Here is a 20,044-nt window from a genome sequence, read left to right as displayed (position 1 = left end):
AAACCAGGCCTTTTTGTCTGGTTTTTTTATAAAGACGTTCTTTCAGCCCTTACTTGGTTTTGGTATGGATGGGAGAAATGAGATGTTTAAAAGACTTCAGATGGAGATCATACTGATATTATTTGTGGTATCATCCATTGCAATCAGTGCAAATTATTACCTCAGCAACCATGTTTTAAGAGATGGGTCTTCCAATGCTGTAAAGGCTGAAGTTTTTGCTATAGAACAAGGCACAGCGCTATGGATATTTGTTTTCGCACTGGGCCTTGTTGCCTTCACACTTTCCTTGTGGCCAAATAAGCCGCTGTTAAAACTTTACAATGTTACTGCCAACTATATTAAAGATACCAAAGATACTAAGGGTACTAAGAGTACTAAAGATACTAAAGATATTACCGATCTAAAAAAAGCGGAAAAAGAAATTAGCCAGAAGGAGTCCATACTCCGCCGCATCATTGAGAAGTCTCCGGCAGCTATTGTTGTCGTTGACCGCGATGCGGTCATTACCTATGTTAGTGAGTTAATCGGTATGGGCAAGTATGAGCTCAAGGAATTTATCGGACAGCCTCTCCATTTTATCACAGACAAAATTGGTATAGACTATGAACGGTCTATCCTTGTCCGGGCGTTACGCGGTGAAGTCATTAACGGGGAGTTCGCGGTTATAGAGAAGCGGGAATGGCTGGCAAGCGCTATTGCTATCCGTGATGCAATAACCGACGAAATCACCGGCGCCATAGGAATCTACTACGATGTGGAAGAGCAACGCAAAGCACAGCGGGAGAAACTCCAGGCGTTAGCGGAGTTTCATACGCTGTTCATGAATAATGTAGGGGCTATTGCCATTATTCGAAGCTCTGACGGGACTTTGGCTGATGTGAATGAGGCCTGGGAACGCCTAACCGGGTTTTACCGTGAGGAAGCAATAGGACGGACGGTTGTTGAACTTGGAATGGAGCGGGCTATGGGCCAGGCAGAATACTTAAATTTTCTCGCATCAGTCCAAAAGGTTGCCGAGAAGTCACAAAGTCTACGCTTTTTCCAAAAGTCGGGCGAAGAACGAATGGCGCTGAGCAGTTGGCAGCCGATTGAAAGAAACGGCGAACCGCATCTGGTTCTAACGCTAGTTGATATTACCGAAATGAAACGCTATGAAAAGGAAATGGCCCGCTTGGATCGCCTTAATTTGGTTGGCGAAATGGCTGCCAGTATTAGCCATGAAATTCGTAATCCGATGACAACGGTGCGCGGCTATCTTCAATTTATGAAAGGAAAACCAGATCTCTCCCGATATGTCTCATCGATAGAAATAATGATCGATGAACTGGATAGAGCCAATTCCATTATTACCGAATTTTTGTCATTAGCCAAAAACAAGCATATTCAAGCCACCCTATTTAATATCAATGATATAGTCAATAGTATCTATCCTCTGCTTCAGTCCGAAGCATTACTTAAAGGCCACGATATAGTATTCGAAGCCGGTTCTGCTCCTGAGTTGGTAATGGATGAAAAGGAAATACGGCAACTCATCCTTAATTTGGCCAAGAATGGTTTAGAGGCTATGACGGGGCGGGGAAACATACTGACCATCCGGACTTGGCAGGAAAACCGGCATGTTATTTTGTCCGTCAGTGATCAAGGCCCTGGCATTCCGGCGCATATTATCAACCAAATTGGAACCCCCTTCGTGACAACTAAGGAAACGGGAACCGGATTGGGGCTGTCGGTTTGCTTTGCCATAGCCTCCCGGAATCATGCTAAATTAACTTTTGATACAGGCCCTGAAGGCACAACTTTTTTTCTAACTTTTTCAGATATATCCGATATAAGTGAAGCAGAAAGCCGGCCCCCTGGGGAATAGGGGGCCGGCTTTCTTGGCAATTAATTCCAGTTTGATTACAGCGTAACCTAGTATTTGAATAAAGGCGGAAATTATATTTTGCCAATAAATAGAGGGATATAAAACAATCATGTAGAATAAACGGAAAGCATTTATATTTAAATTTTGCCTATGAGAGCAGTTAGGAGTAATTTTGCAATGGCGGATTTTGAGATGCAGGAATATGAAACGCGGGTTGGCAGATTGCGCCAGGTCCTGGCAGCAAATAGCGTAGACTTGCTGGTGTTGAATCAGAATACCGACTTATATTACTACACCGGTTCGGTGCAGCCTTTGTATGCGGTGATTCCGGCTAAAGGCAAGCAGTTCGTATTAGCCCGGAAAGCTTTGCAAAGGATTAGAGAGGAAGTGGTCGGTTTTCATTTGGAGGAATTTCGCGGCACTAACGATTTGGCTCAGATAATTCAACGGAATGGTTTACCCCATGCCAAACGAATCGGTTTTGCTCTGGATAACACGGCATATTCCACGGTTGAACGCTGGCAGGATCTTTTTCCGGCAGCGACAATCTGCGATTTGTCCTGGCAGATCCGGCAATTAAGAATGGTGAAATCTAAGGCGGAGATTGCCATATTTGCTAAGGCGGGAGCTATTCTTAACAAGTTGCCGCAAATAGTGCGGGAATCTTTCCGGCCAAGTATGACCGAACTGGAATTAAGCGCGGCTATTGAATATTATTTTCGTCTGAATGGTCATTGCGGTTTGACCCGTTGCCGCCGTGAAGGGATTGAAATGGGGCTTGGTGTGTGCAGCAGCGGCGTGAATAGCTTAGCCGGCACCAAGTTTGACGGAATCTGCGGCGGCGTGGGGGTTTCGGCAGCAGTCCCTTATGGAGCCGCTTGCCGGGCGATAGTTAAAAATCAACCCATAATCCTTGATTATGGGTTTAACATAGAAGGTTATCATGTTGACCAAACCAGAATGTTTTCCTGGGGAGAGCCGGCGGAACCTGTCCTAAAGGCTTATCAGGCAATGTTAAAAGTGGAGGAAGCTGTATTTGCTGTCTTAAAACCCGGTTGTTCATGGACTGCTGTTTATGAAACGGCATTGCAGGCTGCTGCCGCCGCTGGTTACGAAACTGAATTTATGGGTCTCGGTCCGGAAAAAGTCCGGTTTGTCGGCCACGGAGTCGGCTTGGAATTGGACGAACCACCTTTTTTGGCGCCAAAGATGAATTTTCCCTTGGAAACAGGAATGGTGGTGGCGGTAGAGCCAAAAGTATCCCTGCCGGGGATCGGCGTCATCGGCATAGAAGACACCGTCGTGATTCGGGAAAACGGTAATGGTATTGAAACCATTACAACCTGTCCCAGGGATTTCTTTCTTATAAATTGACTGAGGCCGAGAAACGAGAAGCCTGCAACTGTTGCATGGGTTGCAGGCTTTTGTTGTGGCCCGGCCTGGACGCTTACTGGTTAGTGAAAGTCCAATACGAGGTTTGATCAGGCCAATGTGAATTAATATACAAAGGTTGACTGGTTCATACACGAGGAAACCATGCATCCCAGCACGGTTGATAATCTGGATATAAATGGGTTGTTTCTTTATCAAATCCACGATAATGACGCATATAACCTGCTAAGTAAGCAAATGACGAAGCATGCAGGCCGGCGAAAAAAGGAGCGCCTACACATACTAACCAATCTATTAATGCCTGTTCTTCCAAACATAATGCTTCGAACTCTTCCTTTATCGCAGGAGAAGCCTTTAAGATGTCTTTTTTTCTTGTTATTGCCAAGTGAGGGAATTCTTTACTTATAATATTAACTGCATTATTATATTTTTCGTCTTGAATTCCGGAAGCGATATACACGGCAGACAAATTCGGAGTAATTGAAATCATATCGATAGTTTGTTGAAGTTGACTCTTAGTAAAGGTTTCTAAACCTACATCCCGGATAGCAGATAATTGCATTAAATCGCCTTCAATCCTTAAATGAATCGCTTTCCATCTTGGATAAAAGGACATTAAACCAATAATATGATAAGCGAATTTTAACATTTTTTTAGCAAAAGGAAAAGATTTGGCAATCAATGCACCCGTATCTCTGCTTTCAGCCGGTAACATATGCCGCTGGGGAAAGCGTCTGCAAGTGATGATATTATTCTGGATTTCATTCATATTTTCAATATCTTCTTGTGATTGTCTAACTGAGATATTCCTATTGCCAAGTAATGTGGTCAGGTCATTTATATCAATATAGGAATCAATGCTTATTTTCGAAAAATATGGATAAGCATCAAAGTCGATTGAAGTTCTGGTTTGAACATCGCTCAAAATGATACCTACAGATTGATTTTGCGTAGAATAAAACAGTGCTTCGCCTATAGTTCTGAAAATTGCCATTAGTTGATTACAAAGACCTTCTAAATCCTCAATCTTGTATTGAAAGTATAAGATGAGAATCACCTACCATCCAAATTATAGTATGATATGATACTATATATAGTGGGCAATGGGGCCTAAAAACCGTGATGTTATTGCCTCCTTGGTCTGTGACCCGCGTGATAGCCAGATGTTAATAGATGTTAAATATGAAAGGAGCTAACTATTATGTCTCAAGACAACGAATCACGCCAACCATTCCTTTACTTTGCTTACGGGTCTAACCTTAATCCGGCGCAAATGCGGCAAAGGTGTCCCCGGCACCGTGTTGTCGGTATCGCCCGGCTGCCGGGATACCGGCTGGGCTTTTACGGGCATTCCACCAAGTGGGACGGAGGGGTGGAGACTATTATTCCCCAGCCCCAATCCGAAGTATGGGGCGTGTTGTATCAGTTGGATGCCTTTGAATGGCGGCAATTGGACAGTTACCAGGATGCCAAAGATAACGGCCGGGGAGAATACTTCCACTTTCCGGTTGAAGTCATGGATGAAGAGCAGTCGGTGCGAACGGCAATTACCTATAAGAAAGACATGTTAGATAAGGCGGAGCGCCCCAGCACCGAATACCTAGGCATTATTGTCCAAGGTGCCCAGGAACACGGATTACCGGCGAATTACGTGGCGGAACTGCGGCATATCCCGACCCGACCGGCTTTGTATGCAGTCCCGCGCAAACAAGGACCAGACAGAATGTCCGACGGAGGTTGCAGCGGGTGTGGGGATTAGTGAATCAAATTCCCAAAATACTCATTTAAAAAGACCTTACGGTAATCATCATACCCATTGCTTATATTCACAATCCCGCAATCATGAATACACCACGGCTCATGCTGCTGCGGAATAACCACCTTATATCCGGCCCGGATAAACTCCAGACATTGCGATACATCATAAAAATGCCAACCGGTGAAAATATCCTCCCGCCAGGGTAGATCATATTGGGTAATCATAATCAGTCCGTCAATACCTTGAACTTCTTTATATTCATGGCCTATTTCCTGAAAGGAAAGAAGTTCCATTGTTCCCGTATGGCTATCATATACTTTGCCATAGTTGCAGCCTGATTCCCACCAAATCCCGCTGGCAGGAATTTTAGCACAACCGGCAACGCCAATCATGCCGACCTGGGGATTGCTAAAAACATTTAATATAGCTCGTATGAAATACTTATTAATAATATACACATCCTGATGCAAATACACTTTGTACTTAGCATCAGTTTGGCGTATGGTTTTATTAAAGGCGCTGGTCATCGAAAGGGAATCTTTCATGGCTAGCGTTTCAACATTATATCCGGCAGGAACCTCAAGGTTGTTGATATATAAAAGACACTCCCGGTAGAAGTCATCATTATTGACGCAAGTGATAAAACAGATTTTATTGGCGTTCATTTCCGTTTTCGTGTTCATTATCATTTCCATTTTCCTTGGCTGCTTCCAGGATTTCTTTTGTCAGCTCAGCCGCCTTGTCCTTACAATCCAGGTTTCTTAACAAGTTTAGCGCAGTTTGAGTATTTTGAGGATTCATTTTGCAGGCCTGTTCCAGAATATCATGGGCATGCTCCTGCAGCCCATGTTTATAACAATTTGCCACAACAACAAGCACTATATCTTCTTTATGAACCAAACCTTTCATAACCGCTTCAACAATTTGAGCGGCAGTAACTTTTTCTTCAGAAATGCAGCCAATCAGGGTTTGCAAATTTTCGTCCGGGTTGATTCCTTGCTCAATCCTGCACAGCAAGAGGATTAACTGCTGTACATCCATGGCCGGTGGGCGAAAGCCGGTTAAAGGTTTTTCCTTGGATGCTTTCACCAGGTACTGGTAAGCTCTGTATTGCTCGGCCAGCCGGTAATCACCGGCGAGATTGGCTAACCCCTCAATGAATCTCCTGTCGTCCTCGGTTTCATAAACAAGTACCGGCTGGTAGCCGTGCACCTTGTAACCGGTACCTGTAAACATTTTTTCAATTTCATTCAGCGTAAAGAACCGCATGTGAGTTCTGTCTAAAATTCCGGCATCTTCATAAGTCCAGCTTCCCATAAGCAAATTGCGAAGTACGCTAAAATGCATAACATTGGGAATGCTGGCAAAAATTTGTCCGCTTTGGTTCAAATACGGTCTTAAATTCGCCAAGGCTTTCCAGGGATTCACCATGTGTTCCAGAACATCCCCCAGAATAATATAATCAAAGTAGTCTTCAAGGTAAGGCAGTATTGTTTTTTCAATATCTGTGGCGATTACGTCGGCAAGCAGCTTTGCGCTTAAAGCCGCCTGTTCATTAAGTTCAATGCCGTATAGTTCAGCTTTTGGATAAATATTTTTGATTTGCAGCAATGTGCCGCCACAAGCGCAGCCTATTTCCAATACTTTTATGGCTTGATCCTTTGGCTTATCAATGAAACCAATTAGGTCTTGCCTGATAGATGTTGAATATGCTGAGTCAAATCCCCATTTAACGGCAAATTTATCCCGATTTATTTTGAATTGCTCGTGATAATTAACATTGTCTATTTTAAAATGCACATTGCCAAAATGGTGGACAAAGGTATCTTTGCACAGCATCAGCTTATAGCCGGCCATTCTTATCCGGAAGGAATAATCATCATCCTCAAAGCTGCCTGGTGTGAACAATTCATCCAAGAGACCGATGCTGTCGACTACTTCCTTCTTAATTAACAAGCAATAGCCGGCAAGTTTTAATCTTTCCTCCCAAGCAGCGGCATTCGATTGGTTGTAAGTTTTTCCGAATGCCTGCATTTCTTCCATGGTTTTGTAGTTAATTCTGATATTTTGATAACCGGCGCAATAATTTGTAACCGGTCCCACTGCGCCGATTTTTTCATCACTATAAAGGCAATTCATTAGATTCGTAAGCCAGCCATGTGTCACAACAACATCATGATCGATGAGTAGGATGTTATCCCCGGAAGCCAGTTTAATCCCCTGATTATACCTTATCGGAACGCCAAGACTCTGCTCATTGTATATTATTTTTAAATCAGGCTGGTTTCTCAGCCATTCAACCGTGCCGTCGGCGGAATTATCGTCTATTATGATAATTTCATATTGGTCCGGCTCGGTAAATTTGCGGATACTCTCGACACACTGCTCAGTAGATGACAGTTGATTATAAGTCAAAATAACAATACTTGTTTTCATAAATCACCTCTAGTATCATATGGATTATTGCTCATCCAAACCTTGAATGGCTTAATCCACACTTGTGCTGGAAAAAGGCCCAAATAACGTCACTGTTCTCGGCGGGCTGCTCCTTAACATCTAATATCTCCGATGGCTTATGACAGGGAGGAAGAAGTGAATATAAGGTATTCAAATGTTCCGTCCAGCCTAAATAATGGTTCTGAAGTATGGTCGCTTGCAAAGAATTTCCCTGTTCAAGGCGGTATGCTTCATCACCGACCAACCTGTCAATAACCGTGAAAAGCTCTTCTGTGCTGGAAAAATGCGTTTTTACAATGCCGGGAGCTATGTCAGTACTCAGATGCGTGGCAACGGCTGTGGCCAATCCTACCACCGGGATACCCGCAGTTCCTGCTTCAAACGCTTCGGAAAATGATCCTAACGGCATCGAATCCAAATAGATATCAGCCGCACTATAGAACAGATTCAAATCCTGCCGGCAACCAAAACTCCTTATTCGTCCGTCACTTTCCCTCTTAAGTTGCAGCCATTCTCCCGATTCTGACGGGCCGACAACTAAAATTGCGCTATGCGGCTGTCTTTTTGCTATTTCTCTAATCAAATTAATATAGTTATATTCACCGCAAGCAACCAATTGATGGGGCGAAGCAATGGTTAAAAAAACAATGCTGTCTTCCTGTATGCCGAGAACCTTTTTGGATATTTGCTTATCCGGCAAATCTAAAGGCCCTCCTAACGGCAGCGGCAATACATGAGATTCATTCACGTTGCGGCGGGCCAACGTTATTGCCTTGCCGCCAGCCCGGTATTCGGCAACTATATCAGCTGCGCTTGCTCCCAGGGTAAATGCATGATCGGCGTGATTTGAGAATATTACGGGCGGACCGTCCGCAGTGCCAAAAGCCATTGACGGAATCGGGTCATGGGGATGAATATGCAAAACAACCATATCAGCCCAGGCCGCTGCTACATCACGCAGCACTTTTGCTTTTTGACATAAACTAAGCGTAGACGCGTCGAGAGTGTGATACCAACCGCCGGACTGGACTGCCGCCTCTATTAACCACTGCGGGGTAGTAGAGCTGTTTAGTGTCACCAGTATGGAATGGGCAGATTCTAAATCCATATTTATCCAACGTTCAAGCAACCTGGTATGACCGCTGCCGACAGGGTATCCCTGGCTTAAAACATGTAATATATTTCTTTTATCAACATTTTTCTCTGGTATATCTATGGGAATAGCTGCCGGATCATTAAGTTTTTGCCCGACCTTACGCAAAATCAACTCCAACCTGGGCGAGACGAAACAACCAGGATGCGAGTGATACGCAAAATCGGCTGCCTGCTTCACCACCAGCGCCGCTTTTTCATTATGCCCTGACAGGAAAGCGAATTCAGCTTGATCAATGAATGAAAAAAATTTAGTCCTCGTATTTTGCAGCAACTGCCGGTAATGGTTAAACTCATATTGATAAACAAACCATTTCTTTAAAGCCAAGTCCGGAGTTGGTGCCGGAGTAGCAAGACAGTGGGGATCCAAACCCCATTTATCGATAAATTTTTGCCGGTTGGCTGCCAATAGATTTTTATATTGAACATTAGGTTCACCAAAGGATACGTTGCCGAAATGATGGATAAAGGTATCGCGGCAAAGCATCAGGCGATAACCTGCCCTTCTAAGCCGCAGGCAGTAATCGTCATCTTCGTAATTCCCCGGTGAAAAAGTTTCGTCTAACAAACCGATTTTACTGATTGCTTCTGTCTTGATCAGCATACAAAAACCAACCAGCCGGGACCTGTTTTCCCACAGCTCCGGGTTGGAATGATTAACCTCACGGGCAAAGCGTATCATTTCTTCCATACTGCTATACTCGCAGGGAATATTCTGGAAATAAGCGCAGGAAGTAACCGCGCCGACTGCGCCAATATCGTTGGAACTGAACAAACATTTTTTCAGGTTCCTTAGCCAGCCCGGCGTAACAACGGTGTCGTTATTCAGTAACAGAACACTATTCCCGGGGGCGGCCTTAATACCTTGATTGCAGCCGGCCGGGAAGCCGGCATTTTCCTCATTTAAAATCAGCCTGATATCTTGCTGGCCCTGGAGCCATTCAACTGTTCCGTCGGTGGAATGGTTATCGATTACAATTATTTCGTAGGCGTCCGGTTTGGTATATTGCCGGATGCTTTCAATACAAAGCCTGGTATAGTCAAGCTTATTATACGTTACGATAATAATGCTGGTCAGACCCTGCTCAACGGTTGGCTGGTCAGCAGTGCTGCCGGCACTCGGCGGTGGGGCGCCGGTGCTGTCTTCCTCTTCACGGCCGCAAGCGGACAAGTTTTGGCCGGTATATTGCCCCGGGCTGATCCTGGATTTGATGATTTGCAAATTGCTTTTTAACCGTTCGTCAGTTGGCGACATTTCCACCGCGATTTTTATCCAGGCATATGACTTGTCAAACATCCCCAATTCGTAGCAGGCTAAGGCGCCAAGATCATAAACGGTAGCATCCCAGGCGAAAGGCTCATTCATGTAGCAAGTCGTTCGTTCTTTGATCTTTAAGGCCTGTTCGGCCATGCAATAGACAGTTGGCCAATCCCGCTCCCCGTATGCCAACTGGGCCAGCTCCACATAGGGCTCCCGCAGGTGGGGCGCTTCCGCCATGGCTCTGTATAACCAGTTGCGGGCTTCCCGGCAGTCCTCTTTGGCTTTATAAGCCCTGGCGATGAAGCGCATGGATGCGCAGCGTTCATCCTTCCATTGGGCTCTGGGCATTGCCAGATGTTTTTGCAAAGTCTCAATGCACTTATCCCACAGGCGGTAAAACATATATTCCCGGCCCAGGTAATGCATATTTCGGTCATCGTCCGGATCTTCCCTGACGGACATTTCCAACAGCGGCAGATATTGACCTCTGGATTTGCCAGGATCAGGATAGTGATTTAGCTGAATGGCTGCCTCCCAGGCATGGCAATCCGGATCTGAACCGTAGTATGCCAGTACCTCGTGGACAGGATGAACCCAGCGGAATCCATGCCGGCGATGTATTTTTTCATACCAGAAGGTAACTCCTCTGGAGCCGTCCGGATTAAAACTCCAGGTATACATATATTTTAATCTGGTGGTTTGCGGCGTCCAAACCTTTTCCAGTTTTTCCCTCCAACCCGGCTCCAACACCTCATCCAGGTCGGTGCAGATACAAACATCCACATCACCGGGAACGAAATTCAGGGATATATTTCTCGCCACATCGAATCGCCAGGGATCGATTTTTATATTGTAAACAATCGCGTCCCGGGCTCTTAATTTTTCAACTGTGCCGTCGGTGGACCCGGTATCAGCCACGATTACCATATCAGCTTCCTGCATGGAGTTCAGCCAACGGTCAACAAAATGTTCTTCATTTTTGCAAATGGCGTATACGGCAATTTTTAATTTATGCAAAATTAATCCCTTCTTCTTTCGCAAGTTCCAGCAACTGGGATTTCCAACGCTCAAATTCAGTGTCCCAAGCCGCCGGATTGTAATGATAATCAATGGCTTTATTGGTGATCTTTTCACTTCCCTTTAAAATAAAATAAGCCTCAGCATTTCGCCCCAGTTGATGAAAATACATGGCTTTTTCAAAATATGGCTCCCGGCGATGGGGCATATAGAAAATAGCATTATTTAAGCTTAAAATTGCTAAATCCATCTGATTTTGCGCCCGGTAAACAAAATATTTCACTTTATGAAGATAGGATTTATCGCTGTTGTTAAGCTGTAATGCGTTATCGACGGCCCGCAGCGCTTCTTCAAACCTGCCGGCCATTAAATATTCGCTGGCCAGGAAACTCCATGACTTCCAGACATCTTTTCTTTCTTTCACCGATTGTTCCAACAGGAGAAGATAACTTGACCGCGATTTTTTATAATCCGGTTTTTGATATACCCAAAAATCTTCCAGCCGTTTAATTTTTTCCTCACCTTTGTATTCCAATATTTCATGAACCGGCAGTTTCCAGGTGTAGCCGGCGCGGATATGGATCCGTTCGTGCCAATGTTCGGAAACATTGCCTGCCGGCCAGATGGTCCTGAATTTGTGGTAATATCTTGTGTACCCTGGCTCCCAATGATCTCTTAAATGCTCTTTCCAGCCGTCCATAAGGTACTCGTCTATATCTAAGGAAATACAGATGTCGATGTCCGGACTGACTAAGGAAAGGGATGTATTGCGGGCATCGTCAAACCGCCAGGGAGAAACGCAAATAGAATAAACTTTAATATTTACGTGCGGACAGCATGCTTTAAACTGCTTGATGATCTGGTTCGTATTATCATTCGATCCCGTATCGCAGAGAACGATTTCATCTGCGGTTTGGACGGAATGTAGAAACCTCTCCATAAATTTTTCTTCGTTCTTATAAATGCCGTATACGGCTATTGTGGGTCCATTTGTTTCCTTTACTTCCATACTGTCTGGCATATGATCTTCCCTTTCAATAGATTGTGGATTACCGAAACCTGAAATCATGGATTTGCTCAGGATAATATTGCCCCTTGGGGGAGAATAAGTTTACGTAATACTATATGCCGGCTCAAATAATAGTGTGCAAGCAGGATAAGCATTTTTTCACGTTTCTTTGAAGAAGTTGTCACAATAACTGTTCTCCGGTCCATGATCCTTCGTCGCAAGAAAAAAGGAGTATCCCCGTCAATTCCGGGAATACTCCAATCATTAGTGAAACGTGAGCTGTCATGAGAAATTATTTCTCCATACAACAAATCCATTATACGATTATAAAAAAACTGTCATATATTTTAATGCTTAGGATCGCTCTATCAATAATCCTCCTGCACAGATAAGCAAAGGCGCTTGCGCGGTTCCACCTGTATTTATTCCCAGTGTAATTGCGACCTGGGTTCCTTTTGTAAGGGGTACGTTCAGTTCAGGAGATTCTCCAGGAATTGTTTTGGTAAATACAGGATATAATGTTCCGTTTAAAAATGGTTCAGATGCATTGGTTAAAGAAGCAGTTTCGAAGGTGTAAGTCCTTGTACCTGAAGGGGCGGTTGACACAACTACATAGGGTGTAATATCTGAATTTGGTATTAGGGCTGCACCGTTTGTTACATTAAAATTTAGTCCTTTCAGTATACCATCCACTGGCATGGTATACATATACCATGCATCGTCAAGATTAATTGTAAATGTCCCTGATCCAGCAGCTGTTTGCGGTATTCCAGGCCCACATTCACCGAATCCCATGTTTATAATATTGAGGGATACTCCACCAGCATTCGAAGATGGATTTCCATTAACATATCCCGTTGTAAAGGGTATGACAAACGTACCGCCAGTACCAGCAGGTCCAATGTCACCGGTAGGTCCAGTAGGTCCGATATCACCAGTAGGTCCAGTAGGTCCGATATCACCAGTCGGCCCAGTAGGTCCGATATCACCGGTAGGTCCAGTAGGTCCGATATCACCAGTAGGTCCAGTAGGTCCGATGTCACCAGTCGGTCCGGTAGGCCCGATGTCACCGGTAGGTCCAGTCGGTCCAATATCACCAGTCGGTCCGGTCGGTCCGATATCGCCAGTCGGCCCGGTAGGTCCAATATCGCCGGTAGGTCCAGTAGGTCCAATATCACCGGTAGGTCCAGTAGGTCCGATGTCACCGGTCGGCCCGGTCGGTCCGATGTCACCGGTCGGCCCGGTCGGTCCAATATCACCGGTAGGTCCAGTCGGTCCAATATCACCGGTAGGTCCAGTCGGTCCGATGGCACCGGTAGGTCCGGTCGGTCCGATATCGCCAGTCGGCCCAGTCGGTCCGATGTCGCCAGTCGGTCCGGTAGGCCCGATGTCACCGGTAGGTCCAGTCGGTCCAATATCACCAGTCGGTCCGGTCGGTCCGATGTCGCCAGTTGGTCCAGTAGGCCCGATGTCGCCAGTCGGTCCGGTAGGCCCGATGTCACCGGTAGGTCCAGTCGGTCCAATATCACCAGTCGGTCCGGTCGGTCCGATGTCGCCAGTTGGTCCAGTAGGCCCGATGTCGCCAGTCGGTCCGGTAGGCCCGATGTCACCGGTAGGTCCGGTGGGTCCAATATCGCCGGTAGGCCCGGTAGGTCCAATATCACCAGTAGGTCCAGTAGGTCCAATATCGCCGGTCGGCCCAGTAGGCCCGATGTCGCCGGTCGGCCCTGTCGGTCCGATATCGCCGGTGGGTCCAGTAGGTCCAATATCACCAGTCGGTCCGGTAGGCCCGATGTCGCCGGTCGGCCCAGTAGGTCCAATATCACCGGTAGGTCCAGTAGGTCCGATGTCACCGGTAGGTCCGGTGGGTCCAATATCGCCGGTAGGCCCGGTAGGTCCAATATCACCAGTAGGTCCAGTAGGTCCAATATCGCCGGTCGGCCCAGTAGGCCCGATGTCGCCGGTCGGCCCTGTCGGTCCGATATCGCCGGTGGGTCCAGTAGGTCCAGTAGGTCCAAATTCAGGTGGAGCACTTGGGACAAGTTGTCTGAAAGCATTGTCAAAATCACTGCTAAAGATGCTAAGGGATTTATTAAGCATAAAAATATAGCCCCCTTTCTGGTAATGGGAATGTGGGTTTACGTAATATATATATGACAACTAAAATAGGAATGTGTTATGAAAATAAGTATTTTCCCATTTCAAGACACATTGCACTTTTTCAATGAAAATATCCCTATTGTAGCTATGGGCTACCCACAACTACGATCGGGATATTATTTTTGGTCTAACAGAAAGTATAAGTGCTTTCTGTTGACATAAGTGTAACCAACGACTATCGCTTCCGCTAGGCTCGGCGCTAGCCAGGTTTTCTAAAGTCCCAACCGCCCTACCAGCTGGGCGAATCGGGCGCTTTTTCTCGGCCTAAGCGGTACAGAAAACTTGATGTTCCGCCACAGGCCTGTTCGAGCTTGTGGCTGGAATAGAGACCGTTCATGTATCCGTACACGAGGATTTTAAACAGACGTTTCAAGTGACTCGTGATTCTCCCCATACGGGAAGTACGCGGCGTATAGTTTGCTGTAATCCATTCCTTTGAGTACCGCGTTGAGTAATCGGATCGAATCATCTCCCGGGATCATGTCTCCAATATCCAGCGGTATGACCAGTTGATATATATTCCCGACTGATTTTACAACAAAAAAACGGCTTCCGGCCTACTGCCGGTTGCCGTTTTTTGTCTTTTGTCTGGCTTTCTTACGCGACAGCCTCTTTGATGATATATTATCCTGGGAAAAATCTCATCAAGACAAGCGCACTATCGACCAGACAATACCCGGCGCACCCACACCGCCAAGATTCAGGGATACGGTTAGGCCGCTGGATTCATAGAAGAGTCCGATAACGTCGCCTGCTGCCAGTTCCACCTCGCCTGCCAGCGTTACGGTTCCGTTGCCCAAAATGGCCCGCAGGGTCAGAAGCAACGCGATGTCAACATTCAGCACCGGGAACAAACCGGTAATCAGGTCGGTAACTGTCGGTGCTGTTCTTCTGACAACAAATGTCGGATTAATACCCGTACCAAGAGAGACTGACAGCGCGGCCGTAGTGGAATAGTTAACAGTAGCCTGAATGGCATATACGCCCGATGTTGGAACGGTATAATTGCCTGTCGCTTCGTCAAAGGTAGCGCTGTCAAAATACGGTGAGCTTACCGACCAGGTGGTCAATTGGGTGGTGCCAGAGACCGACAATGCAGGAAGGAAAGCTGAAAAGCCTTCTGACGTCACTACTGAGCCGGTAGGTCCAATATCACCGGTCGGTCCGGTAGGTCCGATGTCACCGGTAGGTCCGGTAGGTCCAATATCGCCGGTAGGCCCGGTGGGTCCAATATCACCGGTAGGTCCAGTCGGTCCGATGTCACCAGTAGGTCCAGTGGGTCCAATATCACCAGTCGGCCCGGTCGGTCCAATATCGCCGGTAGGCCCGGTGGGTCCAATATCACCGGTAGGTCCAGTCGGTCCGATGTCACCAGTAGGTCCAGTGGGTCCAATATCACCAGTCGGCCCGGTCGGTCCGATATCGCCAGTCGGTCCAGTAGGTCCAATATCACCAGTAGGTCCAGTGGGTCCAATATCACCAGTCGGCCCGGTAGGTCCGATATCGCCAGTCGGTCCAGTAGGTCCAATATCACCGGTCGGTCCGGTAGGTCCGATGTCACCGGTAGGTCCGGTAGGTCCAATATCGCCGGTAGGCCCGGTGGGTCCAATATCACCGGTAGGTCCAGTCGGTCCGATGTCACCAGTAGGTCCAGTGGGTCCAATATCACCAGTCGGCCCGGTAGGTCCAATATCGCCGGTAGGCCCGGTGGGTCCAATATCACCGGTAGGTCCAGTAGGTCCGATGTCGCCGGTAGGTCCAGTAGGTCCAATATCGCCAGTCGGCCCGGTGGGTCCGATATCACCGGTCGGTCCGGTGGGTCCGATATCGCCGGTAGGCCCGGTCGGTCCAATATCACCAGTAGGTCCAGTAGGTCCAATATCGCCAGTCGGCCCGGTAGGTCCGATGTCACCAGTAGGTCCGGTGGGTCCAATATCGCCAGTCGGCCCGGTAGGTCCGATGTCACCGGTAGGTCCGGTGGGTCCAATATCACCGGTAGGCCCGGTGGGTCCGATGTCACCAGTAGGTCCAGTGGGTCCAATATCACCAGTCGGCCCGGTCGGTCCGATGTCACCGGTCGGTCCAGTAGGCCCAATGCCACCGGTCGGTCCGGTGGGTCCAATATCACCGGTAGGTCCAGTAGGTCCGATGTCACCGGTAGGTCCAGTAGGTCCGATGTCGCCGGTAGGTCCGGTAGGCCCAATATCACCGGTAGGTCCGGTAGGTCCAATATCACCGGTAGGTCCGATATCGCCAGTCGGCCCGGTAGGTCCAATATCACCAGTCGGTCCGGTCGGTCCAATGCCACCGGTAGGTCCGGTAGGCCCGATGTCACCAGTGGGTCCGGTAGGCCCGATGTCACCAGTGGGTCCGGTAGGTCCGATGTCACCAGTGGGTCCGGTCGGTCCAGTATCGCCGGTAGGTCCGGTACAGCAAGGACCAGTGGGTCCGGTAGGCCCGGTAGGTCCAGTAGGCCCAGATTCAGGTGGAGTACTTGGGACAAGTTGCCTGAAATTATTATCAAAATCACTGCTAAAGATGCTAAGGAATTCATTAAGCATTAAAATATAGCCTCCTTTTTGGTAATTGGGAATATTTTGTTTACGTAATATATATATATGACAACTAAAATAGGAATGTGTTATGAAAATAAGTATTTTCATATTTTAAGACATATTGCACTTTTTTAATGAAAATATCCCTATCGTAGCTGTGGGCTAGCCCACAGCTACGATAGGGATATTATTTTTAGTCTAACAGAAAGAGTGCTTTCTGTTGACATAAGTGCAACCAATGGAAAGATAAAGGAAGGCGGCAGAAGCCGCCTTCTGGAAAGAATAAGGAGAAGTTCTGCCAGTGAGAGACGATTACCGCTTGCAATTAATTTTCAAAGGCGACGTTCACTAACGTTTATTTTTGTCGTCGTCAGGGAACTGAACGGGACAATATTCTGGTAAATCAGGATCGCGGTGACGTTCATTTTTCTTTTCAATAAGCTCGCGAGCAAACTCAACGCTCTTCCGATCTCTCTCGTCACAGTGCTGCTCATTCTTGCAATTTTTGTTTGGCATCAGTAATCACCTCCGATAATTAGATTGCCCATTTAAATAAGTTAAATAGCTGTTTAATAATGACAATTATGGAGAAAGCATCATTAATAAACCGGGATAAGTATTTAAGGCGGTATATGGCATATTGCCGGCTGATCGAATATTAATATAGAAATAGAAAATGAAATATTTGAAAGGGGTTGTCAAAATGGATCATGGCGTAGATGAGCTTCGTAGAGTATTTATCAGTTTAATTGAGTGCTACGAAGAAGAGGGAGCAACTTGTATCCCGATTTTTGAAATTCGCCGTCTGTTACATCACTATGATCATATGGAAGAAACCGAAAAATAATTGGTAGGTTTTCAGGGATTCGGTTATTTAACCAAGTCAAGTAATCGCTGAACTGAAATTTCTTTGATAAAAAAACACCAACTGCCGGTAAGCCGGGCGGTTGGTGTTTCATATACCTTAATGGTGCGCGGAAAATTATTTCTCATTACATGTTAAATTAACCAGGTTTTTGACATTATATGTCGAATAATACATTTTTTAAGAACATAAAAAGGTTTTTCGCTGTTAATGATTGCTATGAGGTGTTAACATGAAAAAGTTCGTTTCAATCTACAAAGCATTAGGTGATGAAGTTCGGTTAGCAATAATCGATATGCTATTGGGTAAGGAACTCTGTGTATGTGACATTAATGACGCCTGTGAGATATCGCAACCAGCCGTTTCCCATCATTTAAAAATATTAAAAAACGCCGGACTTCTGGAAGATCGGCGTGAAGGAAAGTGGATCTTTTACCGAATAAACCATGAAACCTTTAAACTGACTCAAAGTTATTTTCGTAAAATATTGGAATATGAAGACGAGTTGATTCGCTATTATCCTTGCTCGTCTAACCGCCTCGCTGAGGATTGTGACGAAGAAATAAAGAAATAATGATTAAAAGATAATGCCGGCGGTACCTGCTGGCAACGCTCCGCTACCCGTCCGGGCGATTGGACAAACCGAAGAGTCGGAAAACTATGCGCAACTGGAAATTTGAGAGCATACAGATAGATATATTTTAGGCCAGTCTGGCTGACTTATTTAAGAAGATAACTGTAAAGATTGAACTGTAGAGATTAAAAAACTGCTGTTCTTCAAGTCCTTGGTTACCAGCGGGGATAAATAGGACTGCCTTAATTGTATAAGGCAGTCCTATTAGACTGTCGACAAAGTATTGTCGGCAGTTTGTTTTATACCTTAAGATCTGCAACTTCAGCGTAAATTTTGGAGAGATTAGAAATGCTTCTCAATTGAGAAAGGGTGTTTTTTTTATGCTTGAACACTTAAGATATTATCCTTATCCCTTCTTCATTCCTACAAGTTTTTACTACAAATATCGATTTATTTTGACAAAATTAATCAATATTTTACTATTTTTTAATAATGGATGGTGGAAGTATATGGTGAATTAAGGTTATGATAATAATGTATAATCTACCTTCGGCCCTCGGAAGTAAGAAATTGCGCCATGATTTTTTAAACGAACTATTATGTGAGGAGAGATTATTGTGAAAAAATGCATGATCATTACCTGTTTGTTGTTTTTTGTACTCAGTATTGGGACAGCCTTTGCCGCAGAAAGCCCATTTGCAGATGTTCCTGCGAACCACTGGGCTTATGACGCTGTCAAGCAGCTTTCTAAAGCAGGAATTGTAGAAGGATATAAAGACGGTACTTTTCGCGGACAAAACAGTATAACCCGCTTTGAAATGGCGATCATTGCTGCTAATGCTACGACAAAAATTGATAAGGCTAATGGGGAACAAAAAGAACTAATTAAGAAATTGGTCGCCGAGTTTGAGCCTGAGCTTAAAACGTTAAATATTCGTGCCAATCCGCCGGAAAATAAAACTGAACCTAAGATCAGCGGCGAAGTGCGCGAACGCTATGAATGGACGAAAAATGGCGATAGTAAAGAATATACCCGCTTGCGGGTTAATTTGTTTGCTCCGCTGACGGATAAACTAGCCTTTGTCGGTCGCATTGAAAGTGAAAACACAGCCGGGACAAGCTCTGATATCAATGTGACTAAGGCTTTCTTGGTAGGAAAGGCTTTCGGATTTGATACATTTCTGCTGGGCCGTATGCCATTATATCTTGGACAAGGTCTTCTGGCCGATTCGGAAGCAGTTGGCTCCACTGTTGCCGGTGCTGACGGTATTATTCTCGGTGGCGGCGGTAAACTGAAGTATATTGTTGCCGTTGGGAAGGCGGGAGTTAGTGACGAGGATCTCATCCCCGGTGTTATGCCAGGAACCCTTAATCTATATGCCGCCAATCTTATGTATCCGATTGATAAGCAATTAACATGGACAGCGGCATATTTAAAAGATAAAAATTCTTTGCTTTATAAAAGCTATTCGACAGGTTTTTCTTACAAGGCTAGTGCGGATGTCATGTTAACCGGTGAATATGGCGAAAATTCATCAGACTTTGCTAAGCAGGCAAATTATAATGGTAATGCAAAAGCTTGGTTTGCCAAGGTTAAATATCTTGGCGCCAATGGCAATAAAGAAAATAGCTATGGTGCATGGGTGAGCTACCGGCAGATTGATTCTAATTTCGATTTATGGACATTAGGCAGTATTAACGGCAGCGATACCACTCATTTGTTGAAAGCGGCTGGTGGTGTAAACGGTGTAAATGCCATGTCCAACGTAAAAGGATTTGAATATGGATTTGAACAAACGTTGTTTAAAAATGCTATTTTGAGCTTGCAATATAATGACTTCAGAAGTAAAACTGATGGCAAAGATGCTCAAAATTTCTTTGCTACGCTAAATTATATGTTTTAATACTATATAAGGTTTCCAGGTATGGAGTGTGGAGAAAAAATCTTTTATTATTTTACTTTCCTAATCAGTATCATC

Annotated in this window: 16 protein-coding genes; 6 read left to right on the top strand and 10 right to left on the bottom strand. The window is 45.6% G+C overall.

Annotated elements, in window-relative coordinates:
• Positions 1–82 precede the first annotated feature (82 nt).
• Both MAMMFC1_RS03980 and MAMMFC1_RS03975 read left to right on the top strand, forming a co-directional pair.
• On the top strand, positions 83–1,864 hold the full coding sequence (locus tag MAMMFC1_RS03980) for a PAS domain S-box protein (RefSeq protein WP_158618639.1): 1,782 nt from the start codon (positions 83–85) through the stop codon (positions 1,862–1,864).
• Positions 1,865–2,041: 177 nt separating this feature from the next.
• The gene (locus tag MAMMFC1_RS03975; RefSeq protein ID WP_158618638.1) at positions 2,042–3,238 is read left to right on the top strand and encodes a M24 family metallopeptidase; all 1,197 of its coding nucleotides are present in this window, start codon (positions 2,042–2,044) and stop codon (positions 3,236–3,238) included.
• A gap of 145 nt (positions 3,239–3,383) precedes the next feature.
• On the opposite strand, the gene MAMMFC1_RS03970 is transcribed toward MAMMFC1_RS03975, so the two are convergent.
• Positions 3,384–4,250, bottom strand: a complete 867-nt coding sequence (locus MAMMFC1_RS03970) for an O-fucosyltransferase family protein (RefSeq protein WP_158618637.1) — start codon at positions 4,248–4,250, stop codon at positions 3,384–3,386.
• A gap of 207 nt (positions 4,251–4,457) precedes the next feature.
• Here MAMMFC1_RS03970 and MAMMFC1_RS03965 point away from each other — a divergent pair, with 207 nt between their 5' ends.
• A complete protein-coding gene (locus MAMMFC1_RS03965) occupies positions 4,458–5,015 on the top strand; it encodes a gamma-glutamylcyclotransferase family protein (RefSeq protein WP_126306672.1) in 558 nt (185 codons plus the stop codon).
• Here the strand turns inward: MAMMFC1_RS03965 and MAMMFC1_RS03960 are convergent.
• From MAMMFC1_RS03960 to MAMMFC1_RS21290, 8 genes are all read right to left on the bottom strand, one after another.
• Positions 5,012–5,698: a glycosyltransferase family protein gene (locus tag MAMMFC1_RS03960; RefSeq protein ID WP_197723909.1), complete on the bottom strand. Its 687-nt coding sequence runs from the start codon at positions 5,696–5,698 to the stop codon at positions 5,012–5,014. The two genes, MAMMFC1_RS03965 and MAMMFC1_RS03960, sit on opposite strands and share 4 nt — an antisense overlap.
• The gene (locus tag MAMMFC1_RS03955; RefSeq protein ID WP_126306671.1) at positions 5,667–7,451 is read right to left on the bottom strand and encodes a bifunctional glycosyltransferase family 2 protein/class I SAM-dependent methyltransferase; all 1,785 of its coding nucleotides are present in this window, start codon (positions 7,449–7,451) and stop codon (positions 5,667–5,669) included. The genes MAMMFC1_RS03960 and MAMMFC1_RS03955 overlap by 32 nt, the downstream gene beginning before the upstream one ends.
• A 31-nt stretch (positions 7,452–7,482) precedes the next feature.
• Positions 7,483–10,902, bottom strand: a complete 3,420-nt coding sequence (locus MAMMFC1_RS03950; RefSeq protein ID WP_197723908.1) for a glycosyltransferase — start codon at positions 10,900–10,902, stop codon at positions 7,483–7,485.
• Positions 10,895–11,923: a glycosyltransferase gene (locus MAMMFC1_RS03945; protein WP_158618636.1), complete on the bottom strand. Its 1,029-nt coding sequence runs from the start codon at positions 11,921–11,923 to the stop codon at positions 10,895–10,897. Before MAMMFC1_RS03945 ends, MAMMFC1_RS03950 begins: the two co-directional genes overlap by 8 nt.
• A 342-nt stretch (positions 11,924–12,265) precedes the next feature.
• Entirely contained in the window at positions 12,266–14,011 is a 1,746-nt protein-coding gene (locus tag MAMMFC1_RS03940; RefSeq protein WP_126306668.1) for a collagen-like domain-containing protein, read from the bottom strand.
• A 289-nt stretch (positions 14,012–14,300) separates the two neighbouring features.
• Positions 14,301–14,465, bottom strand: coding sequence for a transposase (locus tag MAMMFC1_RS22835; protein WP_408631226.1), 165 nt, complete (start codon positions 14,463–14,465; stop codon positions 14,301–14,303).
• Between the two features lie 250 nt (positions 14,466–14,715).
• Positions 14,716–16,632, bottom strand: coding sequence for a DUF4573 domain-containing protein (locus MAMMFC1_RS03930; RefSeq protein WP_197723907.1), 1,917 nt, complete (start codon positions 16,630–16,632; stop codon positions 14,716–14,718).
• A 342-nt stretch (positions 16,633–16,974) separates the two neighbouring features.
• Positions 16,975–17,142, bottom strand: a complete 168-nt coding sequence (locus MAMMFC1_RS21290) for a hypothetical protein (protein ID WP_158618634.1) — start codon at positions 17,140–17,142, stop codon at positions 16,975–16,977.
• A gap of 187 nt (positions 17,143–17,329) precedes the next feature.
• Here MAMMFC1_RS21290 and MAMMFC1_RS21285 point away from each other — a divergent pair, with 187 nt between their 5' ends.
• The gene (locus MAMMFC1_RS21285) at positions 17,330–17,473 is read left to right on the top strand and encodes a hypothetical protein (RefSeq protein WP_158618633.1); all 144 of its coding nucleotides are present in this window, start codon (positions 17,330–17,332) and stop codon (positions 17,471–17,473) included.
• A gap of 23 nt (positions 17,474–17,496) precedes the next feature.
• Here the strand turns inward: MAMMFC1_RS21285 and MAMMFC1_RS22585 are convergent, their stop codons facing one another.
• Complete coding sequence (locus tag MAMMFC1_RS22585) at positions 17,497–17,619, bottom strand: hypothetical protein (RefSeq protein ID WP_269471862.1); 123 nt, start codon at positions 17,617–17,619, stop codon at positions 17,497–17,499.
• 104 nt (positions 17,620–17,723) lie between these two features.
• On the opposite strand from MAMMFC1_RS22585, the gene MAMMFC1_RS03925 reads away from it, so the two are divergent.
• Together MAMMFC1_RS03925 and MAMMFC1_RS03920 are read left to right on the top strand one after the other, a co-directional pair.
• Positions 17,724–18,065, top strand: a complete 342-nt coding sequence (locus tag MAMMFC1_RS03925; RefSeq protein ID WP_126306663.1) for an ArsR/SmtB family transcription factor — start codon at positions 17,724–17,726, stop codon at positions 18,063–18,065.
• A 617-nt stretch (positions 18,066–18,682) separates the two neighbouring features.
• On the top strand, positions 18,683–19,969 hold the full coding sequence (locus tag MAMMFC1_RS03920) for an S-layer homology domain-containing protein (protein WP_126306661.1): 1,287 nt from the start codon (positions 18,683–18,685) through the stop codon (positions 19,967–19,969).
• Positions 19,970–20,044 lie beyond the last annotated feature (75 nt).

This window comes from Methylomusa anaerophila (assembly GCF_003966895.1).
In the GTDB taxonomy this organism is placed as follows: domain Bacteria; phylum Bacillota; class Negativicutes; order Sporomusales; family Sporomusaceae; genus Methylomusa; species Methylomusa anaerophila.
Note: the sequence above shows the minus strand (reverse complement) of the source record. Positions and strands in the feature narration are given on the sequence as shown.

Coding starts and splice junctions, on each gene's coding strand:
- MAMMFC1_RS03975 (WP_158618638.1), top strand. CDS start 2,042: ATGGCGGATTTTGAGATGCAGGAATATGAAACGCGGGTTGGCAGATTG.
- MAMMFC1_RS03960 (WP_197723909.1), bottom strand. CDS start 5,698: ATGAACACGAAAACGGAAATGAACGCCAATAAAATCTGTTTTATCACT.
- MAMMFC1_RS03970 (WP_158618637.1), bottom strand. CDS start 4,250: ATGGCAATTTTCAGAACTATAGGCGAAGCACTGTTTTATTCTACGCAA.
- MAMMFC1_RS03940 (WP_126306668.1), bottom strand. CDS start 14,011: ATGCTTAATAAATCCCTTAGCATCTTTAGCAGTGATTTTGACAATGCT.
- MAMMFC1_RS03955 (WP_126306671.1), bottom strand. CDS start 7,451: ATGAAAACAAGTATTGTTATTTTGACTTATAATCAACTGTCATCTACT.
- MAMMFC1_RS03930 (WP_197723907.1), bottom strand. CDS start 16,632: ATGCTTAATGAATTCCTTAGCATCTTTAGCAGTGATTTTGATAATAAT.
- MAMMFC1_RS22835 (WP_408631226.1), bottom strand. CDS start 14,465: ATGGGGAGAATCACGAGTCACTTGAAACGTCTGTTTAAAATCCTCGTG.
- MAMMFC1_RS22585 (WP_269471862.1), bottom strand. CDS start 17,619: ATGAGAAATAATTTTCCGCGCACCATTAAGGTATATGAAACACCAACC.
- MAMMFC1_RS03965 (WP_126306672.1), top strand. CDS start 4,458: ATGTCTCAAGACAACGAATCACGCCAACCATTCCTTTACTTTGCTTAC.
- MAMMFC1_RS21290 (WP_158618634.1), bottom strand. CDS start 17,142: ATGCCAAACAAAAATTGCAAGAATGAGCAGCACTGTGACGAGAGAGAT.
- MAMMFC1_RS21285 (WP_158618633.1), top strand. CDS start 17,330: ATGGATCATGGCGTAGATGAGCTTCGTAGAGTATTTATCAGTTTAATT.
- MAMMFC1_RS03925 (WP_126306663.1), top strand. CDS start 17,724: ATGAAAAAGTTCGTTTCAATCTACAAAGCATTAGGTGATGAAGTTCGG.
- MAMMFC1_RS03945 (WP_158618636.1), bottom strand. CDS start 11,923: ATGCCAGACAGTATGGAAGTAAAGGAAACAAATGGACCCACAATAGCC.
- MAMMFC1_RS03980 (WP_158618639.1), top strand. CDS start 83: ATGTTTAAAAGACTTCAGATGGAGATCATACTGATATTATTTGTGGTA.